The organism is Mesorhizobium sp. M1C.F.Ca.ET.210.01.1.1, from assembly GCF_004791585.1.
GTDB lineage: Bacteria > Pseudomonadota > Alphaproteobacteria > Rhizobiales > Rhizobiaceae > Mesorhizobium.
The window spans coordinates 1-20,401 of record NZ_SRUU01000057.1; the positions used below are offsets into that span (position 1 = coordinate 1).

The 20,401-nt window shown below is 59.3% G+C and carries 11 protein-coding genes and 6 pseudogenes; 11 read left to right on the plus strand and 6 right to left on the minus strand.

The features are described from left to right. Window positions 1–220 precede the first annotated feature (220 nt). The gene (locus tag EN853_RS31960) at window positions 221–691 is read left to right on the plus strand and encodes a MucR family transcriptional regulator (protein WP_024505385.1); all 471 of its coding nucleotides are present in this window, start codon (window positions 221–223) and stop codon (window positions 689–691) included. Between the two features lie 228 nt (window positions 692–919). On the opposite strand, the gene EN853_RS31965 is transcribed toward EN853_RS31960, so the two are convergent. Further along, window positions 920–1,132 (minus strand): cold-shock protein, encoded by a 213-nt coding sequence (locus EN853_RS31965; protein WP_008874821.1) that lies wholly within the window; start codon window positions 1,130–1,132, stop codon window positions 920–922. Between the two features lie 524 nt (window positions 1,133–1,656). Between EN853_RS31965 and EN853_RS34960 the strand changes: the two are divergent. Beyond that, window positions 1,657–1,873 (plus strand): annotated as a pseudogene (locus EN853_RS34960) (transposase); the annotation flags it as partial. Window positions 1,874–2,667: 794 nt separating this feature from the next. Here EN853_RS34960 and EN853_RS31970 read toward each other — a convergent pair. Further along, window positions 2,668–3,789, minus strand: a complete 1,122-nt coding sequence (locus tag EN853_RS31970) for a DUF418 domain-containing protein (protein WP_024505387.1) — start codon at window positions 3,787–3,789, stop codon at window positions 2,668–2,670. 754 nt (window positions 3,790–4,543) lie between these two features. Here EN853_RS31970 and EN853_RS31975 point away from each other — a divergent pair. The 7 genes and pseudogenes from EN853_RS31975 to EN853_RS32005 all read left to right on the plus strand — a co-directional run bounded on the left by EN853_RS31975 (window position 4,544) and on the right by EN853_RS32005 (window position 14,684). Continuing rightward, on the plus strand, window positions 4,544–5,002 hold the full coding sequence (locus EN853_RS31975; protein WP_224570033.1) for a response regulator transcription factor: 459 nt from the start codon (window positions 4,544–4,546) through the stop codon (window positions 5,000–5,002). 244 nt (window positions 5,003–5,246) lie between these two features. Beyond that, window positions 5,247–5,679 (plus strand): annotated as a pseudogene (locus EN853_RS31980) (helix-turn-helix domain-containing protein); the annotation flags it as partial. A gap of 619 nt (window positions 5,680–6,298) precedes the next feature. Then, window positions 6,299–6,958, plus strand: a complete 660-nt coding sequence (locus tag EN853_RS31985; RefSeq protein ID WP_024505389.1) for a response regulator transcription factor — start codon at window positions 6,299–6,301, stop codon at window positions 6,956–6,958. Between the two features lie 14 nt (window positions 6,959–6,972). Beyond that, the gene (locus EN853_RS31990) at window positions 6,973–8,283 is read left to right on the plus strand and encodes a HAMP domain-containing sensor histidine kinase (protein ID WP_167524669.1); all 1,311 of its coding nucleotides are present in this window, start codon (window positions 6,973–6,975) and stop codon (window positions 8,281–8,283) included. A 1,933-nt stretch (window positions 8,284–10,216) separates the two neighbouring features. Continuing rightward, window positions 10,217–11,521 (plus strand): annotated as a pseudogene (locus tag EN853_RS31995) (pitrilysin family protein); the annotation flags it as partial. A 549-nt stretch (window positions 11,522–12,070) separates the two neighbouring features. Further along, window positions 12,071–12,796 (plus strand): annotated as a pseudogene (locus tag EN853_RS35390) (pitrilysin family protein); the annotation flags it as partial. A gap of 412 nt (window positions 12,797–13,208) precedes the next feature. Next, on the plus strand, window positions 13,209–14,684 hold the full coding sequence (locus EN853_RS32005) for an NAD-dependent succinate-semialdehyde dehydrogenase (RefSeq protein ID WP_128357062.1): 1,476 nt from the start codon (window positions 13,209–13,211) through the stop codon (window positions 14,682–14,684). Between the two features lie 786 nt (window positions 14,685–15,470). Here EN853_RS32005 and EN853_RS32010 read toward each other — a convergent pair. Continuing rightward, entirely contained in the window at window positions 15,471–15,986 is a 516-nt protein-coding gene (locus EN853_RS32010) for a DUF2285 domain-containing protein (protein ID WP_224570032.1), read from the minus strand. A gap of 793 nt (window positions 15,987–16,779) precedes the next feature. Between EN853_RS32010 and EN853_RS32015 the strand changes: the two genes are divergently transcribed. Next, complete coding sequence (locus EN853_RS32015) at window positions 16,780–17,235, plus strand: transposase (protein WP_256748481.1); 456 nt, start codon at window positions 16,780–16,782, stop codon at window positions 17,233–17,235. A gap of 763 nt (window positions 17,236–17,998) precedes the next feature. Beyond that, complete coding sequence (locus EN853_RS32020) at window positions 17,999–18,244, plus strand: tyrosine-type recombinase/integrase (protein ID WP_126080680.1); 246 nt, start codon at window positions 17,999–18,001, stop codon at window positions 18,242–18,244. Here EN853_RS32020 and EN853_RS32025 read toward each other — a convergent pair. The 3 genes and pseudogenes from EN853_RS32025 to EN853_RS34970 all read right to left on the minus strand — a co-directional run. Further along, window positions 18,210–18,839: a hypothetical protein gene (locus tag EN853_RS32025; RefSeq protein WP_126080679.1), complete on the minus strand. Its 630-nt coding sequence runs from the start codon at window positions 18,837–18,839 to the stop codon at window positions 18,210–18,212. The genes EN853_RS32020 and EN853_RS32025 overlap by 35 nt on opposite strands. A 192-nt stretch (window positions 18,840–19,031) precedes the next feature. Next, window positions 19,032–19,345, minus strand: a pseudogene (locus tag EN853_RS34965) (ATP-binding protein); the annotation flags it as partial. Window positions 19,346–19,355: 10 nt separating this feature from the next. Continuing rightward, a pseudogene (locus EN853_RS34970) lies at window positions 19,356–19,888 on the minus strand (IS21 family transposase); the annotation flags it as partial. Window positions 19,889–20,401 lie beyond the last annotated feature (513 nt).

A 20,401-nucleotide genomic window follows, 5' to 3' on the forward strand; every position in this document is an offset into this window, starting at 1 on the left:
GCAACCCAACCCTACCGAAGAACATCGATGACCACCGCTACGCCGCTCGCTCGCTACGGCGCTGTTGAGGGCGCGCTCGCGAGCGGCTTCGCTACCGCCGAGCTACACCACTCAGCGGGGCACGACCCAGCGCACCCGTCGATCCATTTGCTTTCAGCGGCAACCGCCACTATGAAGCGACACTTCGCCCAACTGTGTTTCAAGCTGCCCGGAGAAGTTTATGACAGAAGAACCCCACAAGACCGACATCCTCATCGAGCTCACTGCCGATGTTGTATCAGCCTACGTCTCCAACAACCCCGTCCCGGCGGGGGAGCTTCCTGCCCTGATCGCCCAAGTGCACGGGGCTCTAAACGGCACGGCTGGACTCATACCGGCAGAAGAGCCTGTGCCTGTAAAAAAACCTGCTGTCCCGATCAAAAAGTCGATCGAACCGGACTACATCATTAGCCTTGAAGACGGCAAGAAATTCAAATCGCTAAAGCGCCATCTGGCGACGCACTATGGTCTGACCCCAGACGAATATCGCGCCAAATGGGGTCTGCCGTCGGATTATCCCATGGTGGCGCCGAATTACGCCGCTGCGCGCTCCGCCTTGGCCAAGACCATGGGACTCGGCCGCAAACCGAAAGAGCCGGAAGCCCCAGCCACGGCGCCGGCGAAACGGACCCGCAAGAAGGTCGCAGCCTAAATCCGTATCAACAGTCGTTCGGACGCGCAGCAGCCGTTGGCCCAATCTGCGCGGAATCAAAGGGCGGGGATGAGCCCCGCCTTTCCCGTCCAAGAGCCTCATTTCCAGAGTAATTCATGATGGCTCCAGCAATCCCTGCCGCGGCATTAACTTGCATGCTCCGGCCCGGGTTTCGAGCCGTCAATGCGTTCCGGCGATGACGAACCTTGCCAAGGCTTTCCCGGACCGTTAGCCAGCCTTGCTGAGGCTGCCTGCAGAGGACTTTCCCGTGCGGCGATCCTGTTCCACCTCGTAGTTGATCTTCTGGCCCTCATTAAGGGTCGACAGGCCCGCTCGTTCAACAGCGGAAATGTGGACAAAGACATCCTGACCGCCGTTGTCAGGCTGAATAAAACCAAAACCCTTCGTGCTGTTGAACCACTTCACCGTTCCAGTCGCCATATCCATTCCTTTGTAATAAGTCGCAACTTAGGCAGGCCATTCACGCCAGCCTGATTTGTACACGAGACTTTAGGCGCATCAAAATCGGAAAATTGCAAGGCCCACTCGATCGCCTGATCTCCAGCAGCAACTGCAACATATGCGAGGCGCGTGCCAGACGAGGCGTATGCCAGACGTTTCGTCGTGCGCTGTCGCTCGAACGTTGACAGAAACAATGACACACCTTGCAAACTCGGCACATCTTGTGGACGTGCTCGGGTCGCTTCTCGACTGCGATACCCGCTCCTGACCGGGTATCGTCGGCCAAAATGAGGGTTTTTGTCATGTGCCGCCAGACCGAAAGATCAGGCGCGCAGCGACCTGCACATTCAAACCGGAACCCGCGAACCTCGATTAGCTTCTGCCTGCTCCGAAGGGCGGTAGCCTGCTCTGAGGCGGGCCACTGTCGGGTTGAAAACCAACTGTCGGGTTCGGAACCCCAGATTGTCGGCAAGGTACGCGCCGCCCACTGGTTGGCCAAAGGGCACTGGCTCCTGATCCTGCCGCCATGCTCGCCCGATCTCAACCCGATCAAGACAGGTCTGCTCAAAACTCAAGGCGCGGCTGCGGAAGAAGGCGGCCAAAACTTTCGACGCTCTCTGCGGAACTCTCGGCGATATCTGCCAGCTGCTGGAGCCAAATCAAAAACCATTAATTGCGACAGGTGATTTTATGACATTCATTGCGAAGAGGCCAGAATGAACAGCGGAAGAGAGTAGCAGCTCTCTGGTCGCGGCGAGGTGGATCGTCGACACGATCGGCACCTGGCCCGTGCGGGGATCGCACCGCAGCCAGCACCAGAGCCAGACCTTGACCGCTTGCCTTGCTCAGGCGCCACAACAACGAGTGGCTGGAAGCAGATCCACGTGAACTCAGCGATATCGATCAGACGATGCTTACCCTCATGAAAGCCGATCCCGACGCTGTCCAGCGCCGCGAAATCCTGACCAGCATATGGCGCATCGGATGCCACCGCCTGCACACTCACCATCGACATGCCGGAACTCGGAACCAAAGGCCGCAAGCCTCGCCGGCCTCGGCAAAATGGAGCGGCCGCGCCTGGGCGGCCGGGCCAATGTTCGCCAGGCCCTCTACATGCCCGGCCCTTCGCCCTGCGCTTCAACCCCGACCTCAAGGCAAAATACCAGGCGCTAAAGGCGGCAGGCAAACCCGCAAAGGTCATCATCTTGTTGCGAAAGCTCCTCATCCTAGCAAACGCTCTCCTCAAGGCGCAGCGAAAATGGCCCCTAAAACCCTTGACCGAAACGGATACCTTAGCCTTTCAGGTGAGGCGGGCCGAGATAGACCAACCGCGGGTTTAACTTCGCGAGTTTAAGCTGATTATGCCGATGCAACTCTAGCGCCTGCGCGACCGTTTTAGCTTCCATCAACAAGGCGGCAGGGTGGGAGGAAGTACCCTCCCCTGCCGCGAACAAGCTTTGGACAAAGCCCCACCTTGTCCGTAATGTGATCGGGAGGCCGGGGCGCGGCGGTGCTCAGCGGATGTGACGCGCGAGATCTGCGACCCTACCCATCAGCACTTCCATCGGTCCTCGCTGGAAGACGCGCAGCCAAAGCACCGCAAAAGTGCTGATAACCACAACGAAGCCAAAGAGCGTGGACAGGCTCTCGTCTTTGAAAATGTTTATCTTCATAAGATAGGCTATTCCCGCAATGTGCAGCACATAGGCCGTCAAAGACATCGAGCCGACTGCGATTATTGGCCAGACCAGCTTTCGCAGACGCGGGAGCGCATCCACAGCGAGCATGCAAGCCGCCAAGATGATCATTGCGCAACCGGTGCTGCCCACGATCGAAAGCGTCGTTTCGCTATGAGGTGCGGCTATCCATGACGACTTGACTATAAATGACGACTTGGAAGGCTCAAAAGCGCCGTCAACGTCAGACCACCACAAGGAGGTTTCAGTCAAAGCGCGGGAACTCAGCGCGAGCAAGGATCCCCCATGGCCCAACACGGCCAGCGCGACCCCCGCCAGACCAAGGCGCCAATGCGCTGCTAGCGTATTAAGATTAAGGCGCGCGATGGCCATGCCAGCGATGAGGAAAGGAACCCAGGTCACCGCGGGATAGTAGCCGTTGACCATGAGGTTGAAGACCGGGTCGAGGAGGTTGGGGGCAACCGACAGAAGGGAGGAACGGACTTGCGGGAGAACTAATGCCGTAGCGGCAGCGATCAAGCCCAGCTGATATGCGCTGAGCCGATGGAGCGGCAATACCAACAAGAAGCAAATTCCGTAGTATTCTAGGATGACTTCGACCTGGGTACCGAGGCAGCCCAGGATTGAGCCAAGCGCGAGCAAAACAAGGGCACGAATTGCGACTCTGGCGATGGCCTGTCTACCGGCTATCCCCGACTTCGGCGCCTTGCGACCTGTAATCAGGAGGATTGAAAAACCGGCCAATACGGCAAACAGGGCCGACGGCCGCCCATGGGTTAGTTCCATCAGAAACCCGACTAGTCCTCCTTCGCCGGGGTCGGGACCGAGATGGGCGGCATACATCCCGAAGACAGCCAGGCCCCGAGCGAGGTCGATGCCGACCAGCCGATCTACTACCGACCCATTCCTAGCGTCGGCAACCGGTGCCTTCATTACCATGGTAGATTCCCTTGCTGGGTGTGTGGATCGCGGGAGCCGCGATAGGAGAGCCGGTCGGCTGCTGCCGTCGCCTCGTGAAAGGGTTCAAAACATCGCGCCATCTGGCGCATCGAGCCGGCGACAGAGCTGTTCAGCCATTAGCCTGGGGTAAGAACAACAGATCGGCTCACAAAGCCTGTGTCACGGACCTGAAAAGTGGTGTCGCGGAACCGTCGTTTTTTGCATGATGGCTAAGCCGAGAGATCCACTGCACCGACGAGAGACTCAGCGACGTTAGATATCCGATCAGTACGCCGCGGCTCCGCCGGTGACGATCACCCCGGGTGTCAAGGCCAGGGCGTAAACCTGCCATAATCTGTGGTAGTGCGCCCGCGACCAATCCGTTCGACAAAGCTCGGCGCATGGTCGAGCCAATCATATTCTTCCATGTGGCTGTTGCCTGAAAAACCGAAGACGCCGTTCGCTGGTCCAGCTGTTCCAGACCTCGGCCTGCGTCGGTCATTAGAACCGGCGCGCCTGTTTCCCAAATCAATTTGCTGATGCAGCCGCCGGGGGTCACATTGAGCAAAAGTGCCGAGGTCAGGACGGGTTTCATAGGGGCTCTTCGTTTGGCTTTGTTAACGACCCCTTTCTTGCAAGTTGTAGCTGACAGCAGCCTGAAAGCTCCCCAAATAATTCGCTGCCGCCGGTTCAGCCTATTGTCAGCTTCGACCAATAAGATGGGAGCCTTGCCCTCATACCGGAGCTCGGCAGCATGATGCGAATACTGCTCACTGAAGACGATAAGGACCTTGGAAGTGCTATGCACGATCATTTGGTGGCTGGTGGCCACGCGGTCGACTGGGCCAAGAACCTGTCCGAAGCGCGCGATTATGCAGCTGTGGTCGGCTACGACCTTATTTTGCTCGACGTTCACCTGCCGGACGGCAATGGGATCGACTATCTGCGGGAGCTGATCAAGGAACTTGAATCGGCACCGGTCATCATTCTGACAGCCTGCGATCGGATTTCGCATCGCATCGAGGGCTTCAACGCTGGAGCCGACGACTATTTGGTCAAGCCGTTCGATCTGGGGGAACTCTCAGCGCGTATCCATGCAGTGGCACGTCGCCATGGGCATTTTCCGGAGCCGCAATTTTCGGTTGGGACGCTTTCCATACAGGCAGCCGAGCGACGCCTCTTCCGCGACGGGCAGGAGGTCTACCTGACTTGACGCGGATGGGCGGTGCTCGACTACCGTCTGCCCCAGCCCTGCACGGTCGTTTCAAAAGGGAAGATCGTGGACGCGCTTTTCGGCAGACGGCGCTGATTCATACTCTAAAAGAAAATTCGGCTTCCAGTTGCCTTGGCCATGACTGCCCTTCCCGAAAGATGGGTGACAGTTCATTCCGGATAGATGGGTTACACTTTCGGCCCTTTGCAAGGAGAGCAAGGTGCCTTGGAAGGAGTGTAACGTCATGGAAGAGCGGCTGAAGTTCGTCGCCCGGCTGCTGGACGGCGAGAAGATGGCGGTGCTTTGCCGGGAGTTCGATATCTCGCGCAAGACCGGCTACAAGATCCTCACGCGCTACAACGACAGCGGCCTGGAGGGGCTGACGGACCGATCGCGGCGGCCCTATCGCCACGCCAATCAGCTTCCGTTTCAAATCGAGAAGCTGATTGTGCGCCTCAAGCAAGACAAGCCGACATGGGGTGCGCCGAAGATACGCGAGCGGCTGGCCCGGCTGTATCCGGATGTGCACCGGCCCGCGATCTCGACCGTGCATGCCGTGCTCGACCGCCGGCATGGTCGAGCGCCGCAAGCGCAGGCGCAACAGGGCGACGGGGACACCACTTTCAAACGGCTGTCGCCCTAACGATCTTTGGTGTGCCGACTACAAGGGCGAGTTCGGCAGAGAACACGGCCGGGACAGGGGATCACAAACACTTGACCGTTCCAGACCCTGGCAGTGGCGCATCGATTGACCGTTGGCTCTGTTCGTGGGCACCGAAAATAGGGCCTTCTTGGTCCTCGGCAGAGAATATGGCCCGGACGGGGGATAACAAACACTTGACCGTTCCAGACTCTGGCAGTGGCGCATCGATTGACCGTCGACTCTGTTCGCGAGCGCCGAAAATACGGACGACCCCTATGGTCAAAGTGCACTTCTGACCTGCTAGGCACTGTTCGATAACTGGAGGCACCCGCTACGGTGCCCTCGTATTTAAGACACCTGTCAGTTTCAAGCCTGGACATTGACGCGTGGCGCGGCTGCCATTCGTTGACCGCCACGTCGAATTGCCCGCCAACCAGTGTACAGCCGCCGGTGGTCACATTGAGCAAAAGTGCCGAGATCAGGAGGGGTTTCATAAGGCCTCTTCGTTTGGCTTTGTTAACGACCCCTTTCTTGCAATTGTAGCTGACAGCAGCCTGAAAGCCCCCAGATATTCGCTGGCGCCGGTTCAGCCTACTGTCAGCTTCGATCAATAAGGCAGGAGCCTTGCCCTCATACCGGAGCTCGGCAGCCTGATGCGAATACTGCTCATTGAAGACGACGACGACCTTAGAAGTGCTGTGCACGATCATTTGGTGGCTGGTGGCCACGCGGTCGACTGGGCCGAGGGCCTGTCCGGAGCGCGCGGTCATGCAGCTGTGGCCGGCTACGACGTTATTTTGCTCGACGTTCACCTGCCGGACGGCAATGGCATCGACTATCTGCGGGAGCTGATCAAGGGGCTTGATACAACGCCGGTCATCATTCTGACAGCCCGCGATCGGATTTCGCACCGCATCGAGGGGCTCAACGCTGGCGCCGACGACTATTTGGTCAAGCCGTTCGATCTGGGGGAACTCTCGGCACGCATCCGTGCAGTGGCACGTCGCCAAGGGCATTTTCCGGAGCCGCAATTTTCGGTTGGGACGCTTTCCATACAGGCAGCCGAGCGACGCCTCTTCCGCGACGGGCAGGAGGTCCACCTGTCTGGACGCGAATGGGCGGTGCTCGACTGCCTTCTACGCCGGCCCGGTTCGGTCGTTTCAAAGGGGAGGATCGAGCACGCGCTTTATTCATTCAATTCGGAGTTCGAGAGCAACACAGTGGAGGTTTATGTCAGCCGGCTCCGCAAGAAGATCGGCGGGGATAGAATAGCAACCGTGCGTGGCTCCGGATACAGGCTCGTGGTCACATGACGAACTCGAACAGCATGACGAGAAAGCTGATATCGTGGTTAGGCGGGGCAACGCTCCTGGTTTGGATCGCCGCCCCAACCATTGCTGCGTTCATTTTTTGCAATAATGTAAACGAAAGTTCGGATGACTTGCTCCAGGCGAGCGCAGAGTACAGAGAACCAGAGCTGATCAAGGTCTTGAATGGAAAACACGTTGATCAATACAATAACCAATTGCCAACTTATAAAAAGTACTGGACCTATCGTGAGCAGGTTATTAATAAGTACGGGGTAGTGCTTATTTCCGAACCGGAAGAGGGTCAGCAGCCCTTCCCTGATGCTCCCCTGAGTAACGGCTTTTGGGGAAACGCTGATTACCGCGTCTACACAGAGGAGATCCAAGACGGCGTGTATCATCAGTTGGCCGAACCGCTTGATGGCCGCCGTACCACAATCGCGAAGGGCGCACTTTTTGTCTTCCTTCCGACACTCGTGCTCCTGCCCTTTAGCTTAGCTGTTTGGTGGATCGTGATCCGGCGCTCGCTGCGGCCAATCGAGGTACTGCGACAGCAGATCGGATCGCGCGACGGCGGCAATCTGTCACCAATGGACTTGGGCGATTTCCCGGCAGAGTTGGCTCCAATCGCGGCATCCGTCAATCGGCTTCTCGATCGTCTGCGGGCGGCTCTCGAGGCCGAACGCGAGTTCGCCGCAAACAGTGCGCATGAACTGCGCACGCCGATCGCAGGTTCAATCGCTCAGATGCAGAGATTAGTGGCCGAGCTTCCCAATGGGTCGGCCAAAATGCGTGCGCGCGGCATCGAGCAAGCGCTGTCGAGCCTTGGCCGCCTTGTCGAAAAAGTGCTTCAGCTCGCTCAAGCCGAATCGGGGGTTGGCATGGCGGATCACGCGATCGATCTTGTCCGATCGGTTCGGCTGGAAATCGACGACCTGAGGAAAAAGCCGCAATATGCCGGACGCCTGCATCTTAACGTCGACGGCTGCACCACTTTGATGCGCAAAGTGGATGTCGATGCGTTTGGGATCCTCCTTCGTAACCTGATCGAGAATGCGCTGATACATGGACTGCCCACTGTTCCGACAACAGTTTCCGTCCAAACTGATGGAACCATCGCTATTGCAAACGCCGGACCGGTGGTGCCCCTCCCCGACCTCGAAGGGCTTACAAAGCGATTTAGTCGTGGTGCTACTCCTGCTGCGGGCTCAGGCCTTGGTCTACATATCGCTAACATGGTTATCCAGCGGATCGGTGGCAGTCTAGAGCTTGCGTCGCCCGCCCGCGGTCGCAATGATGGTTTCGAGGCGATCATACGAATTCCTCAATGACACCGGTGAATTCGACGACAGTTGGACACAGGGCGGATTGCTGGCAAGGCTGCTGACAGGGCGAACTGTACGGCAGTATGTATACGGCGTAGAAATCGTACTTCACACAACGCATTTCGGCCGCGGCAATCAATGCCGCTATCATCGTCTGAGCAGTTCGATCGAAGCGACACGACATGATCGGCAAAATCGAAGGCTCCGCCTCACCGCTCGCTCGATTTCGCCCGGGGAGAAAAAAGGCCATCCGAGAAAGTGCAAGCCGCCGCGCAAAGGCGACGTGTCCAATTGTCTGGGTGCCCCTGTGCGCCGGCCCGATCGGGTTGGCGGGGTCCAGTAAGGACCCGGACCAACCATTCCATTTAGACGACCGGCAGGTTTTAATCGGCGTCCGGATCGCCGTCCCAAAATGCCCCAAGTATACGGCTAGAAAGGCTGCCAACGATCGAGCTTTGGTCGGAGGCGTGCTTGTCAGCGTCTTGGGTGCTTGACCGGCCTTTGCAATGGCCATCGCCATCGCAAGTATCGTGCGTGGCCAGTGAGACCGCAATTTCATCAGCCTGGAGCCGACCGTATCGGTGCTTTTTTATGATTTAGGGATTTTTCGTTTTCCTCTTGGATCATCACGGGTTTGGAGAGGATCTGGTGTTAAGTGCCATTCGGAGCGCCGGCGAACCGCCCGAAATTAATGTGGTCGAGTGATGAAGCCTCCCGAATGCGTTAAACGAGACCCTTTATGGCGGCCCTGGCTGACAACAGTCTGAAAGCTGCAAGCGGCATGCGAAAATGGGGCGATCCTGAATGACGACAGATGCTATCAACATGAAAGAGGCTCGCCCTGAAAGCTGAGCACGCTTTATGCTCAGGCTGCTGACAAGGCCAAAGCAGCGTAAGTGCGTAGTGAAATCCAAGGTCCACATGGGTCGTCGCGCGTCCCATGCGCCTGGGAAGGCGCCGGCCCGGCCAAGCTTTCCCAGCTCGTCCGCATGATGCTTCGCTGAGCGTCAATGGACGTTGGCGCGAGACCAAGGCGTCGTGCGTTGCAATCCGGACGGTCCAGGGTATCAGGAGTTTCACGGCCTCGGCCCGCTTGGCTGGCCACAGTTGAAGCTCCAACGTACCGGCTGGCACCGGGAAATTGGGCTCTGCGCTGCCTCAACGCTGATGGCACGGTCAATGCTTGCCTACCGATGGGGCCGCCCATGCCGTGATGCTGTCGGTCGACGTTCGCAAACCAGACCCTCGCGAGACCCAGCGAAGGGGCTCGCCGGTACGACGAGGGACCTTACCTCTTTATGCGCGGCATCATTAGCCTTACACGTCGTCCCTCGCGCTCGGGTCTTTGTGGGGCGGATGAAGTCCTGATCGCGGTGGCACTGCTGCATGTTTGCGTAAGACCCATCCAGTCACGATCGCGCTGTCCTTCGATGTCGCGGTGCTGATAGGCGGGCAGATCGGTGTGCGCGGCGCCCGCCAAAGGATCGTCGTCACGCCGGAGGAGGCGAGCGTCATAGCCGGCGCGCCGGCGAAAGGCGCTTTCTGTCGGATGCCCGACAATGTCGGATATCGCAAGTATCAAGGTTGGATCAAACCTTGCGAATCGGGGCTTTCTTACTTGGCACGGGGCATGCTCAGGTATCCGCAAACACCCAATGGATAACGAGCAGACTTCCCATGGCCTCACCATGCCGAAAGTTTCCCGGACGCATCCAAAGATGAGGCTCGCGTCAGGCCCAGCAACACGCTGACGGCTCATGTGGCTCGGCGTCGCGTGCCGATCCACTTTCTCCCAATAGGCGTTCGGGAGACATAGATCCTTCAAAATGAGGAACAGATCACTTTGCCAGGAACGCAGCCCATAACCCCACTCTCCCTACCAGAACTACCAAGCAAGCCCCGCACTCATGGGCTTCGCAGGACGTCCGTTGCGTCCGAGTTGGTCGGCGCGGGGCCGGCTCCGATCCCCGTCGCATGGGAGGACGGCAAGGCGAGGGATTTCGTGCTCGACAACGGCATGGAGGTGGTCGTCATTCCCAACCACCGGGCGCCGATCGTCACCCACATGGTGTGGTACAAGATCGGCAGCGCCGACGAGCCGCCGGGCAAATCCGGCATCGCCCATTTCTTCGAGCATCTGATGTTCAAGGCGACGACCAACCATGCGGGCGGCGAATTCGACCGCGCAGTGTTCGAGATCGGCGGCTCCAACAACGCCTTCACCTCCTCCGACTACACCGCCTTCTATCAGACAGTGGCGCCGTCGGCGCTCGAGCTGATGATGAGCTTCGAGGCCGACCGAATGCGAAACCTCATCCTGACCGACGATGTCGTCAAGACCGAGCGCGATGTGGTCATCGAGGAGCGCCGCTCAAGCACCGACACCAACCCGCAGGACGTTCTCCATGAGGAGATCGACGCGACGCTGTGGCAGAACCACCCCTATCGCATCCCGATCATCGGCTGGATGCAGGAGATCGAGCAGCTGAACCGCGTCGACGCCACCGTCTTCTATGAAAAGTACTACTGGCCCAACAACTCCGTGCTGATCGTGGCCGGCGATGTCGAACCGGACACGGTGCGGGCGCTGGCCGAAAAGACCTATGGCAAGGTGGCGCGCGGACCTGACCTGCCGCCGCGCATCCGGCCGGTTGAGCCCGAGCAGAACACCAGGCGCACCGTCACGCTCTCAGACGCCCGCGTCAGCGTGCCCAGTTTTTCGACGCAGTGGGTGGTGCCGTCCTACCACACCGCCAAGCCGGGCGAGGCCGAAGCGCTCGACCTGCTGGCCGAAATTCTCGGCGGCGGTAACCGCGGCCGGCTCTACCAGGCGCTCGCTGTCCAGCAAGGTATCGCTTCCAGCGCCCGCGTCTATTTCCAGGGCACTGTGCTCGACGACACCAAGTTCGCCATCTATGGCGCACCGCGCGGCGATGCCAAGCTGGCTGATCTCGAAGCGGCGGCCGCTGCCGAAGTTGCCCGCATTGCCGAGGATGGTGTCAGCAACGAGGAACTAGGCAAGGCCAAGGACCACTATTTGCTCAATATGATCTTTGCGGAAGACAACCTGGACTGGCTCGCCAGCATCTACGGCTCGACGCTGGCCACCGGCGGTACCGTGAAGGATGTCGAGGAACGGCCGAATCGCATCCGCAAGGTTACCCCCGAGCAAATCAAAGCAGTTGCCGCCCGCTATCTCGCGTTCGACCGTTCGACCACGGGCTATCTCTTGCCCAAGACGGAGAATCAAGAGATGACGCTCGGCGCTCGGCCCCATGCTGCGATGAACATCCAGGAGGTGAAGTCCGAAAAGGGCATCATCGCCTGGCTGGTGGAGGACCACACAGTGGAAATCGTCAACATCGGCTTTGCCTTCAAGGGCGGCACCAAGCAGGACCCGGTCGGGAAGGAGGGGATGGCCAAACTGATGGCCGGCCTGTTCATCGAAGGCGCTGGCCATTACGACAGCGGTGCCTTCCAGGTGAAGCTCGACCATGCCGGCGCCGAAATGAGTTTGGACGCGCAAAGCGACGACATCTACGGATCGATGTGCATGCTTTCCAAAAAGCAGGACGCGGCGTTCGGCCTGCTTCGGCTCGCGCTGAACGCGCCGCGCTTCGAGCAGGGGCCGATCGATCGCGTCCGCGCCGAGATTGTCTCCCGCATCGTCGGCAGCGAGCGAGACCCTAACGCCATCGCTCAGCGCAAATGGCTGCGCGCGATCTATGGCGCGCATCCTTGTTCAAGGCCGGGAGAAGGCACAAAAGAGAGCCTCCCCGGCATCACGCCGTCCGACCTCCGCGCCTTCCACCAGGCCATTTTCGCTCGCGACGGGCTCCATATTGCCGTGGTGGGTGACATTGACGCGAACACGTTGAGGGAAAGGCTTGACCAGCTGTTTGGTGATTTGCCTGAGCAACAAACCCTCGTCCCCGTCTACGATGTCGCGCCGAAACTCGGTCAACTGGTGGAGGAGAACTACGACCTGCCGCAGACTTCGCTGACGTTGGCCTGGCCTGGCGTGAAGCCTAGCGCGCCGGATTTCTACGCGGCCGTGCTGCTGAACGACATCCTTGGCGGCTCATACTTGACTTCCCGCCTTTACGAGGAGGTACGTCAAAAACGCGGCCTTGCCTATCACGTCAGCTCTGAACTAACCCTTGACTCGCTTCTGGTTACGACAGAGACACGCTCGGACTGCGCTGCCCAAACACTGAGCATCGTGCGAGATGTGGTAAAGCAGATGGCGCAGCAAGGACCGACCGGGGCCGAGCTCAAGGCGGCGAAGAAGCACCTGATCGGCGCCTATGCCATCGACCAACTGGGCTCGACCCGCTCGATTGCAGACCGGCTCCTGGATTTGCAGATTCACAAGGCCGACGTCGACTACAACCAGCGTCGCGCCCGCAGCATCGGTCGGGTGACGCTCAAACAGGTCAAGGCGGCGGCCAAAAAGCTGCTTTCGGCCGAGCCCGCCATTTTGGTGGTCGGCCCGCCGCTGGGCGGCAAGGATGAGTAAAGAAACTCATCACACCTTCCTTCTTCATCGGGGCTTCTCGTGGGAAGAGCGTTGGAGGCCCGTGGGCCAAGCAGATCATGCAGACGCGCGGAGTCGTTTTCGCCGACCTTGCGCGGCATTGGCGGTCCGGCGGCCTCTCGCCGAAATGGCGCTCCTCAGCATGTATGCCGCCTTTTTGCAGAATTCAGTCGCACGCCACCAGCAGGCATGGTGGATGAAGCAAACATCCGACTGCTTAATCCATCAATTGATGAACCGCGGGCACTCAAACTAACGAAACTGCTGTCTTTTCATCGGGCTAGCGTGGTCTACCAGCTGCTTTGCCGAGGCCCTACGACGAACCCACTGGTGCAGAATACACACTGACGGCCCGTCGACCTGGATGTTCGCTGCGTTGAGGAGGAATCCGGTATTGCCCCTGTGCCTGCCGATGATCCGTCGCCTGAAATCCCCGCACCTGTTTGGAGCCATCGACCGCCTGCCGGCACTCGGCAGACCAGTTGGCAATAAGACGTTCGAGGTCGTCAATCCGTCGACCGGCGAAGTTTTGGCAGAGCTTCCCGATATGGGCGTGGAGGAGACACGTGCTGCGGTAGACAAGGCCTATGTTGCGCAGTCGGGATGGGCCGCGTTGACGGCCCGAGAACGTAGCGACGTTCTTTGGCGATGGCATCAGCTGATCATCGACCATGCAGGCGATCTCGCCGCGATTCTGACTGCGGAAATGGGCAAGCCGCTTGCCGAAGCCATTTCAGAGGTATCGCATGCGGCGGCGTATCTGCAATGGTATGCCGAAGAGGCCAATCGCGTCTATGGGGAGACGATCTCGGCACCCTCGACAGACCGCCGAATGCTAGTGATCAAGCAGCCCATCGGCGTTGTTGGCACGATCACGCCATGGAATTTCCCGGCCTCCATGGTGGCGCGCAAAATCTCGCCGGCCTTGGCTGCGGGCTGCACAATCGTGCTCAAGCCCGCTGAACAGACGCCGCTTGTGGCTGGCGCAATGTTCGCCCTCGCCCATCAGGCCGGCTTTCCCGATGGCGTGGTCAACCTGATCTATGCGTCCGAAGGTGATCGCGTGGGCCGTGAACTCTGCACCAATTCCAAGATTCGAAAGATCAGCTTCACCGGTTCGACGGAGGTCGGACGGCTGCTGATGCGTCAGTGCTCTGACCAGATCAAGAAGGTCAGCCTTGAACTCGGCGGCAATGCACCTTTCATCATCTTCGATGATGCCGACATTGACGGTGCTGTTGACGGTGCGGTCCAGGCGAAGTTCCGCAATGCCGGCCAGACCTGCGTTTCCGCGAACCGCATTTACGTCCAATCGAGCGTTCACGATGAGTTCGTCAAGAAATTCGTGGAAAGAATCCGGCACTTGTCGGTTGGCGACGGATTCGATGCCGGAGTGGACATCGGACCGCTCATCGACAAGCATGCTCTGGCCAAGATCGAGTCTCACATCGCAGATGCCATTGCGAAAGGCGGCACAATACGATGCGGGGGCCAGCGTATCGGCAAGAATGGCACGTTTTTCGAACCCACGGTCCTCACCGAGATTTCCAGCGTCATGGCAGTCGCGCAAGAGGAGACATTCGGGCCGCTCGCGCCGATCATTCGCTTCAACGATGCGGATCAGGTCGTGCGCGAGGCCAATGACACGATCTACGGCCTCGCCGCATACTTCTATGCCTCAAACCGGAAGCGGGTCTGGCGTGTGGCAGAGGCTCTGGAATATGGCATGGTTGGCATCAACACGGGACGCATGTCCTCGGAGGCGGCACCGTTTGGCGGGATCAAACAATCCGGCATCGGGCGGGAGGGTTCCCGTCATGGCCTCGAGGACTATCTGGAAATGAAATATCTTTGCATGGGCGGGATTTGAAACCTGCTGCACTGTCTCTCCGCCCCACCGGGGGGCGGCCTGCGGTCAATGCCGCCACCTAATTGGAAGTTCCAAACGCCGTTGACCTGAAACACGGATGCCCGGCAGGAGACTGAGCTCGCTGCCGGGCCGGACATGCCTTGGGAGGGCATAAATCAGCGCTCCTAGGGCCGATGGGCCACTCAGTTCGTGCGCCTTTTGCCGATTGCGTTGCATGTGCCGTGCCAAGCCAAAAAGCATTGATAAACCGCCGATGGATCAGCTTTTGCCCTGTTGCGCATTCTACATTGTGGGATATGCGACAATGCCCAAGCGGTTGAATCGTCGTGTTGCAGAACCCCAGACGGGTCATGACTGCTATTCTTAGGACAGTGCGCAGCAAGCCGCTACTCGCTGCACTCCAGGCACACCATTTCCATAATCAAGCGGTGGGTGCTATGTCTGACCGAGCTGTCGACCAGGGAACGGTGTGAGGCCTCAAATCCCTCCATATTGTTGCACCCGCCGGTCCAACAGGACTGCAGGTCCGGACTCAAAGGATCTTGGCTGCTATGGCGACATTGCGGTGCACGCCGCTTTCCGACCAATGATGTGCGTCCAGGTCGAGGCCGGCCCTAATGAACCACCGCCTTGGCACCCTCGCCCATCTCATTTTCGGCATCGACAAGCTAGACCAGAGCGCACTTGCAAGGCGCCATGCAGTCCTGTCGGCGGGCGAACTGTTGGTGACGGGTACAGCTGCGAGCGAACGTTCATCCACCGACGCACAGCGCGGACTGTCGCTTTTCAAATTAGGAAATCTCTGTAGCCACCATTCATGAGCGCGCGGCCACGCGAGACGGCCCGACGGATGCGGTCGCGCAGATGATCGCGAGGATCCGCCCAGTCGGCATGGACGCGCCGTTGACCGATGAGAACTTCGGCGAGCTCGCGATGAGGTGCTCCGGCGAGCGAACCGTCGAGCGCACGAAGAACGAAGGACAAACGAACGCCGCGCTTTTCCGGCGCAAACAAGCGGGGGGGCAACTGTTGCCCTAGACTGAGAGCATTGAGGCACTCCAGTCCCCTCAGTCGATGCTTTAAAAGCACCGCGGGCCAGATGGCTTGCGTATGCAGGCAAACAGGGTGGAGGATATTCGCGCCCGAGACGGCGAGCTGCAGCGCGTGGTCCGCATTGCGAAGAAGAACATGCTGGCTCTTGTCGGGCGCCAGCAGGACGATTGCACGACAGGGCAATGCCGAGAGTTCGAACGGCGGTGTCGGCGACGAGGCAGGCAACCGTTCCGCAATGACCGGCAGCACATGGACGCACCAGAGCGGACACCAGAATACGACCGAAGCGCGGCCACAAGACTCCGCGAAACAGAACACCCCAGCGTGACAGGTCGCCGGCCGACGCGACCATATCGAGAAAGGATTGGAGAGACCAAGTCTTGCAATGCTGGCGCGCAGCGGTCAGATCGCGCTGGAACGCTGGATTGCGGCGTAAGAACTCCCAAGCCCACTCCCGCAGCGTCAGGCCAGCGGTGTAGTCGTATGATCTTTCATCCCGCCAATCGGCCTGATCCGCGCCAGTCAGGAGATTCATGACTGACATCCCCTGCCCGCGCCTGCGTGCGTCGAAACATTATGCCACTTCGCAAAGCATCGGCGTAGGCAGCAGACGTCGAAGACCCCGTTTCGTTGAAGCGTCAGCCATCGCCACTGTCGGCGACAGAAGATGTGCCCAAATTGCCACCAGACCGTCGAACTGGCACAGCGACGGCCAGCGCGACCTGGAATTGATCCCGTAACAGTCATCGGCTCCTGCGTCGCGATCCAGACGTCCCTTGAAGGCGCAGTAGCGCGGCAGTGGATCGCACGCTGCTTGTCGGCAAGTTGTCGTAGCGGCGGCGCCATAGGCACGGTCATCGGAGGGTCTCCTGCGGCAAGCTTTCGCCATTGGAGGCCAATCTCCCCGCTAGGGCAGCCTGTGCAGTTGCACAGGTGAAGCGGATCAATCAGGGGGAGCCATGGCGGAAACTGGATGATGGCGGCTTGAGGAGAGCGGCGTATCGAGGCGGGTGATGAAGCCTGCCAGTACCTCTCAAGGAGAGTGATACGCCATGAACGAGACTATCAACACATTGTTCGCCTTCGTCAGCCCGACGAAATCGATGATACCCTGACGGATGTACTTCGCAGCGGCGCGCGCAAATTGCTTGCGCATGCGATCGAGATGGAGGCCGAGGCGTATGCCAAGGCGGTCGACTGCCTGACGAAAGATCATATTGCGTCGCTGGCGCTCTACGATTTCCCCGCCCAACACTGGGATCATCTGCGAACGTCCAATCCCATCGAAAGCGTCTTTGCAACCGTTCGCTATCGCACGGTGCGTACCAAGGGCTCGCTATCCTCGAAAACCGCCCAGCTGATGGTCTTCAAGCTGTTGGCCGCGGCCAGGAAGTGGCGACGATTGAAAGGACAAAATCAGTTGCCGAAACTCATCGCAGGTGCCAGGTTCCTGGACGGAATCCAGGTCATCGAAACGAAGCCGCAGAGCGCCGCTTGATCAGCCTCGTCACCCAAATTCCAGCATAGCTCCATCGGAACTGCCAGCCTTCCTTGCCGATCAGGCGCATATCAGCGCTGACGATACCGAGGACGGCGATGGCGGTCACCTCCAGGCCGCCGAGTAACGACCCTCAAAACACCGCACTGGTCGAGGCCAGCCTGAACCGGTATCTTGTGCCTGCCCTCGGGAGTCGCTCTATCCACCATGTGATCGACACCGACATTGCTAACGTCACCAAGAAGATCGTCGCCGGGGGTCACCCGCAAGCGGCTAACACGGCCTTCTGGTGTATGCGGGCATTTTTCAACTGGTGTCGCAAACCGCCGCAACGGCTCATCCGCGGTTTCCCCGCGAGGGATTGGAAAATCCGGATCCGGCCCCGATCGTCAAGCGCAAGCGAGTGGTGAACGATGCCGAACTGGCGGCTATATGAACGGGCTGTGAGCCCGAACCGGGCGATATCGGCTATTCGTTCGGCTCCATCGTCAAGCTGCTCATTCTGACCGGACAGAGGCGTACGGAAGTTGCCGCGATGCGTTGGTCCTCAACCTTGAAGCCGGAACATGGAACTATCGGGTGACCGCACGAAGAACGAAGAGCCTACGCTTATTCCGCTGCCCACACTGGCGGTGTCGGTCCCCCAGACGGTACCGAAGACCAATGACACGTTTTTTTCCCTGCGAGGGGCAACGAAAGAAGCCACTTCTCAGGCTACGCGAAGGGCAAGAAGGCTCTAGACGGCAAGGTCAATACTGACGGGGTGGCTTTGGAGAACTGGACCCTTCACGATCTGCGCAGGACGCTCGCGACAAATCTCGGCAGGCGGCAGGTATTGCCACACGTCATCGAGCACATACTGAATCACAAGGCGGCGTCCTTGACAGACATTGGCGAAATCTACAATCTCTATAGCAAAGTCAAGGAGAAGCGCGAGGTGTTGCAGATGTGGTCAAATCACATCGAATGGCTGATCAAGCAGGCTGCGGATGACGCTCTGGCGGCGTAGCTGCTGGCATGGGCGGAAGATGCGGCGCAACAATCGTCAGAGCCTCATCGAATTGGAGATCATGCTTGACCAGCAAATGCGCGGCCAATGCTTCGATGGCCGACCAGTGATCGAGTACTAGCCGGGCCGTGCAATCTTCGATCCGCCCCCAATCGGGGCGGCGCGGCATCAGGAACCGCAACTCACCATAGATTCGCTTGGCATCCGCGTAGTCGCAGCTCCCCTCATTCCCATCGGACGCATTCATCGCCATATCGCGCGGGTCCAGATAGCCTTCGAATGCGGAGTCTGCAAAAGGACCTGCCAGACACGCAACTATCTCCCGGATCGCATCATCGCGTTCCAAACATCGATCCATATCGTCCTCGAAAATCGGCTTTCGCTTCGAGGTGAATCCTTGCGCTGAATAAAAACCCGCGCCTTCGACAACACCACCGCACTCTCCGTCACCGGCGTCGGGGTAAATACTAACACTTGAGAAAGCAGGGAGTTCACGGTCGTCGTCGAACGTCTGACGGTGCAAAACGATGGCGGCCACCGCGTGCCCGGCTTCGTGATGCGCCACAAGCGGCAGATATTGGGAGGCTACATTCATGCGGTGCGGCTCTCAGGTCTAGTTTGCTTTTGCGCATAGGACCGCAATTGTCGTGCCAACTGGGAAAATCGTTTCGGGCAATGCGATCGCTCCGATAGCGTTGCGTCTCCTGTCTGACATTGTTGGGAAGTCGACACGCGCCCGTCGCAATGCGGTCGACCTTCCGCGCGAGTTGGGTGACCCGTGAAGGCGGCCGACCAGGACGATGTTGCGCTGATCGGCGACGAAGGCGCGGCCGGGCGAGATCGCGCATCAGGGGGTGACCGGCGTGTCGGCGAAGTCGAAGTCGTCGATGTCCTTGGCCAGCGGCAACTTGGCGACAGCGAACTGGTATTTGATGGAGCGGGCCTGCTTCTCCGATATCTCGGCCTGCAAGAGATCACCGACAATCCTGGGCGGCTCGTGCCGTCGCTTGATGGCGACGCGCCCATGATCTCGTCATAGGCTCTGCGCATTCCGTAGAGCTTCAGCGCTCCCATCAGTTCCAGTACCTCGGTGCGTTCCATGGCTGTTTGTCCTCCTGAGACTGTCATAGCGGGTGCAGTCGGCGACACTCGTGAGCTAGCTTCAGCGCTTGGGGAATGGAAAGGATCGTGCCCGGCGCCGGATCGCGGCTGCGGGCCAGGATGTTGAGGATCACCGGCGCCGACGATGCACCGTGCTCGATGGCTTCCTGACAGGCGGCCTCGACCGCGCTCAATCCGTCGGTCAGCACCCAGGTGAGGATCAACACCATCTGCCGGTCGACGTCATCAACCGCCTTGAGCTGCGCCGCACCTTCTCCATTGCCGACCGCACGACCCAGCTAAGGAACGGCGCGCGCCGTGTGCCAGGGATCGTAGACGACCTCGTTGCGGCCAAAGGAGCGAACGTGTTCTCCCACGACCACGCCATCCTCTGGCGGATGCGATCCGATCGACATAAGCATGGATCTCGACGGGCCGACCGACGGCACTCGACAGCACCGAGTATTTGTTGTTGTCGAAGCGCACCGTGCAGGTCTTCGACACCGACGGGGGAATGCAGTGGAAGCCGTCGAAGCGACCGGCAGCCGCTCCCGCTGCGGCTTGGCCGCATTCGCCGACAGCAGCCGGTCCCGCGTCTCACGCCGAGCTCCCATGCGGGGATAGGGCTGGTGCTTGCGCTCGTAGCGGAACTCCGTCTGCTCAGAACGCAGGACCTTGCGCACCACCTTGCGCGAGATCTTCAGCTCACGGCAGATCGCCTTGATCGACTTCCCCTGGACCAGCGACAGCCGACGTATCTTTGCAATCGTCTCTAAAACCAACATCCAAAACACAAATGCCTCCGATCAAGCCGGAGGCATCTTGATGACCCCATCGTTAAAGGGTCCCGTTTGGACGAAAATCACCCTTTAAACAGGGTCCCCATTCCACGAAAAATCAATGCACTACCTTCCAAAGCTGCGAGAGATGGTCGTGCCCCGCTGAGTGGTGTAGCTCGGCGGTAGCGAAGCCGCTCGCGAGCGCGCCCTCAACAGCGCCGTAGCGAGCGAGCGGCGTAGCGGTGGTCATCGATGTTCTTCGGTAGGGTTGGGTTGC

Coding starts and splice junctions, on each gene's coding strand:
- EN853_RS31990 (WP_167524669.1), top strand. CDS start 6,973: ATGACGAGAAAGCTGATATCGTGGTTAGGCGGGGCAACGCTCCTGGTT.
- EN853_RS32025 (WP_126080679.1), bottom strand. CDS start 18,839: ATGAATGTAGCCTCCCAATATCTGCCGCTTGTGGCGCATCACGAAGCC.
- EN853_RS31960 (WP_024505385.1), top strand. CDS start 221: ATGACAGAAGAACCCCACAAGACCGACATCCTCATCGAGCTCACTGCC.
- EN853_RS31975 (WP_224570033.1), top strand. CDS start 4,544: ATGATGCGAATACTGCTCACTGAAGACGATAAGGACCTTGGAAGTGCT.
- EN853_RS31985 (WP_024505389.1), top strand. CDS start 6,299: ATGCGAATACTGCTCATTGAAGACGACGACGACCTTAGAAGTGCTGTG.
- EN853_RS31965 (WP_008874821.1), bottom strand. CDS start 1,132: ATGGCGACTGGAACGGTGAAGTGGTTCAACAGCACGAAGGGTTTTGGT.
- EN853_RS31970 (WP_024505387.1), bottom strand. CDS start 3,789: ATGGTAATGAAGGCACCGGTTGCCGACGCTAGGAATGGGTCGGTAGTA.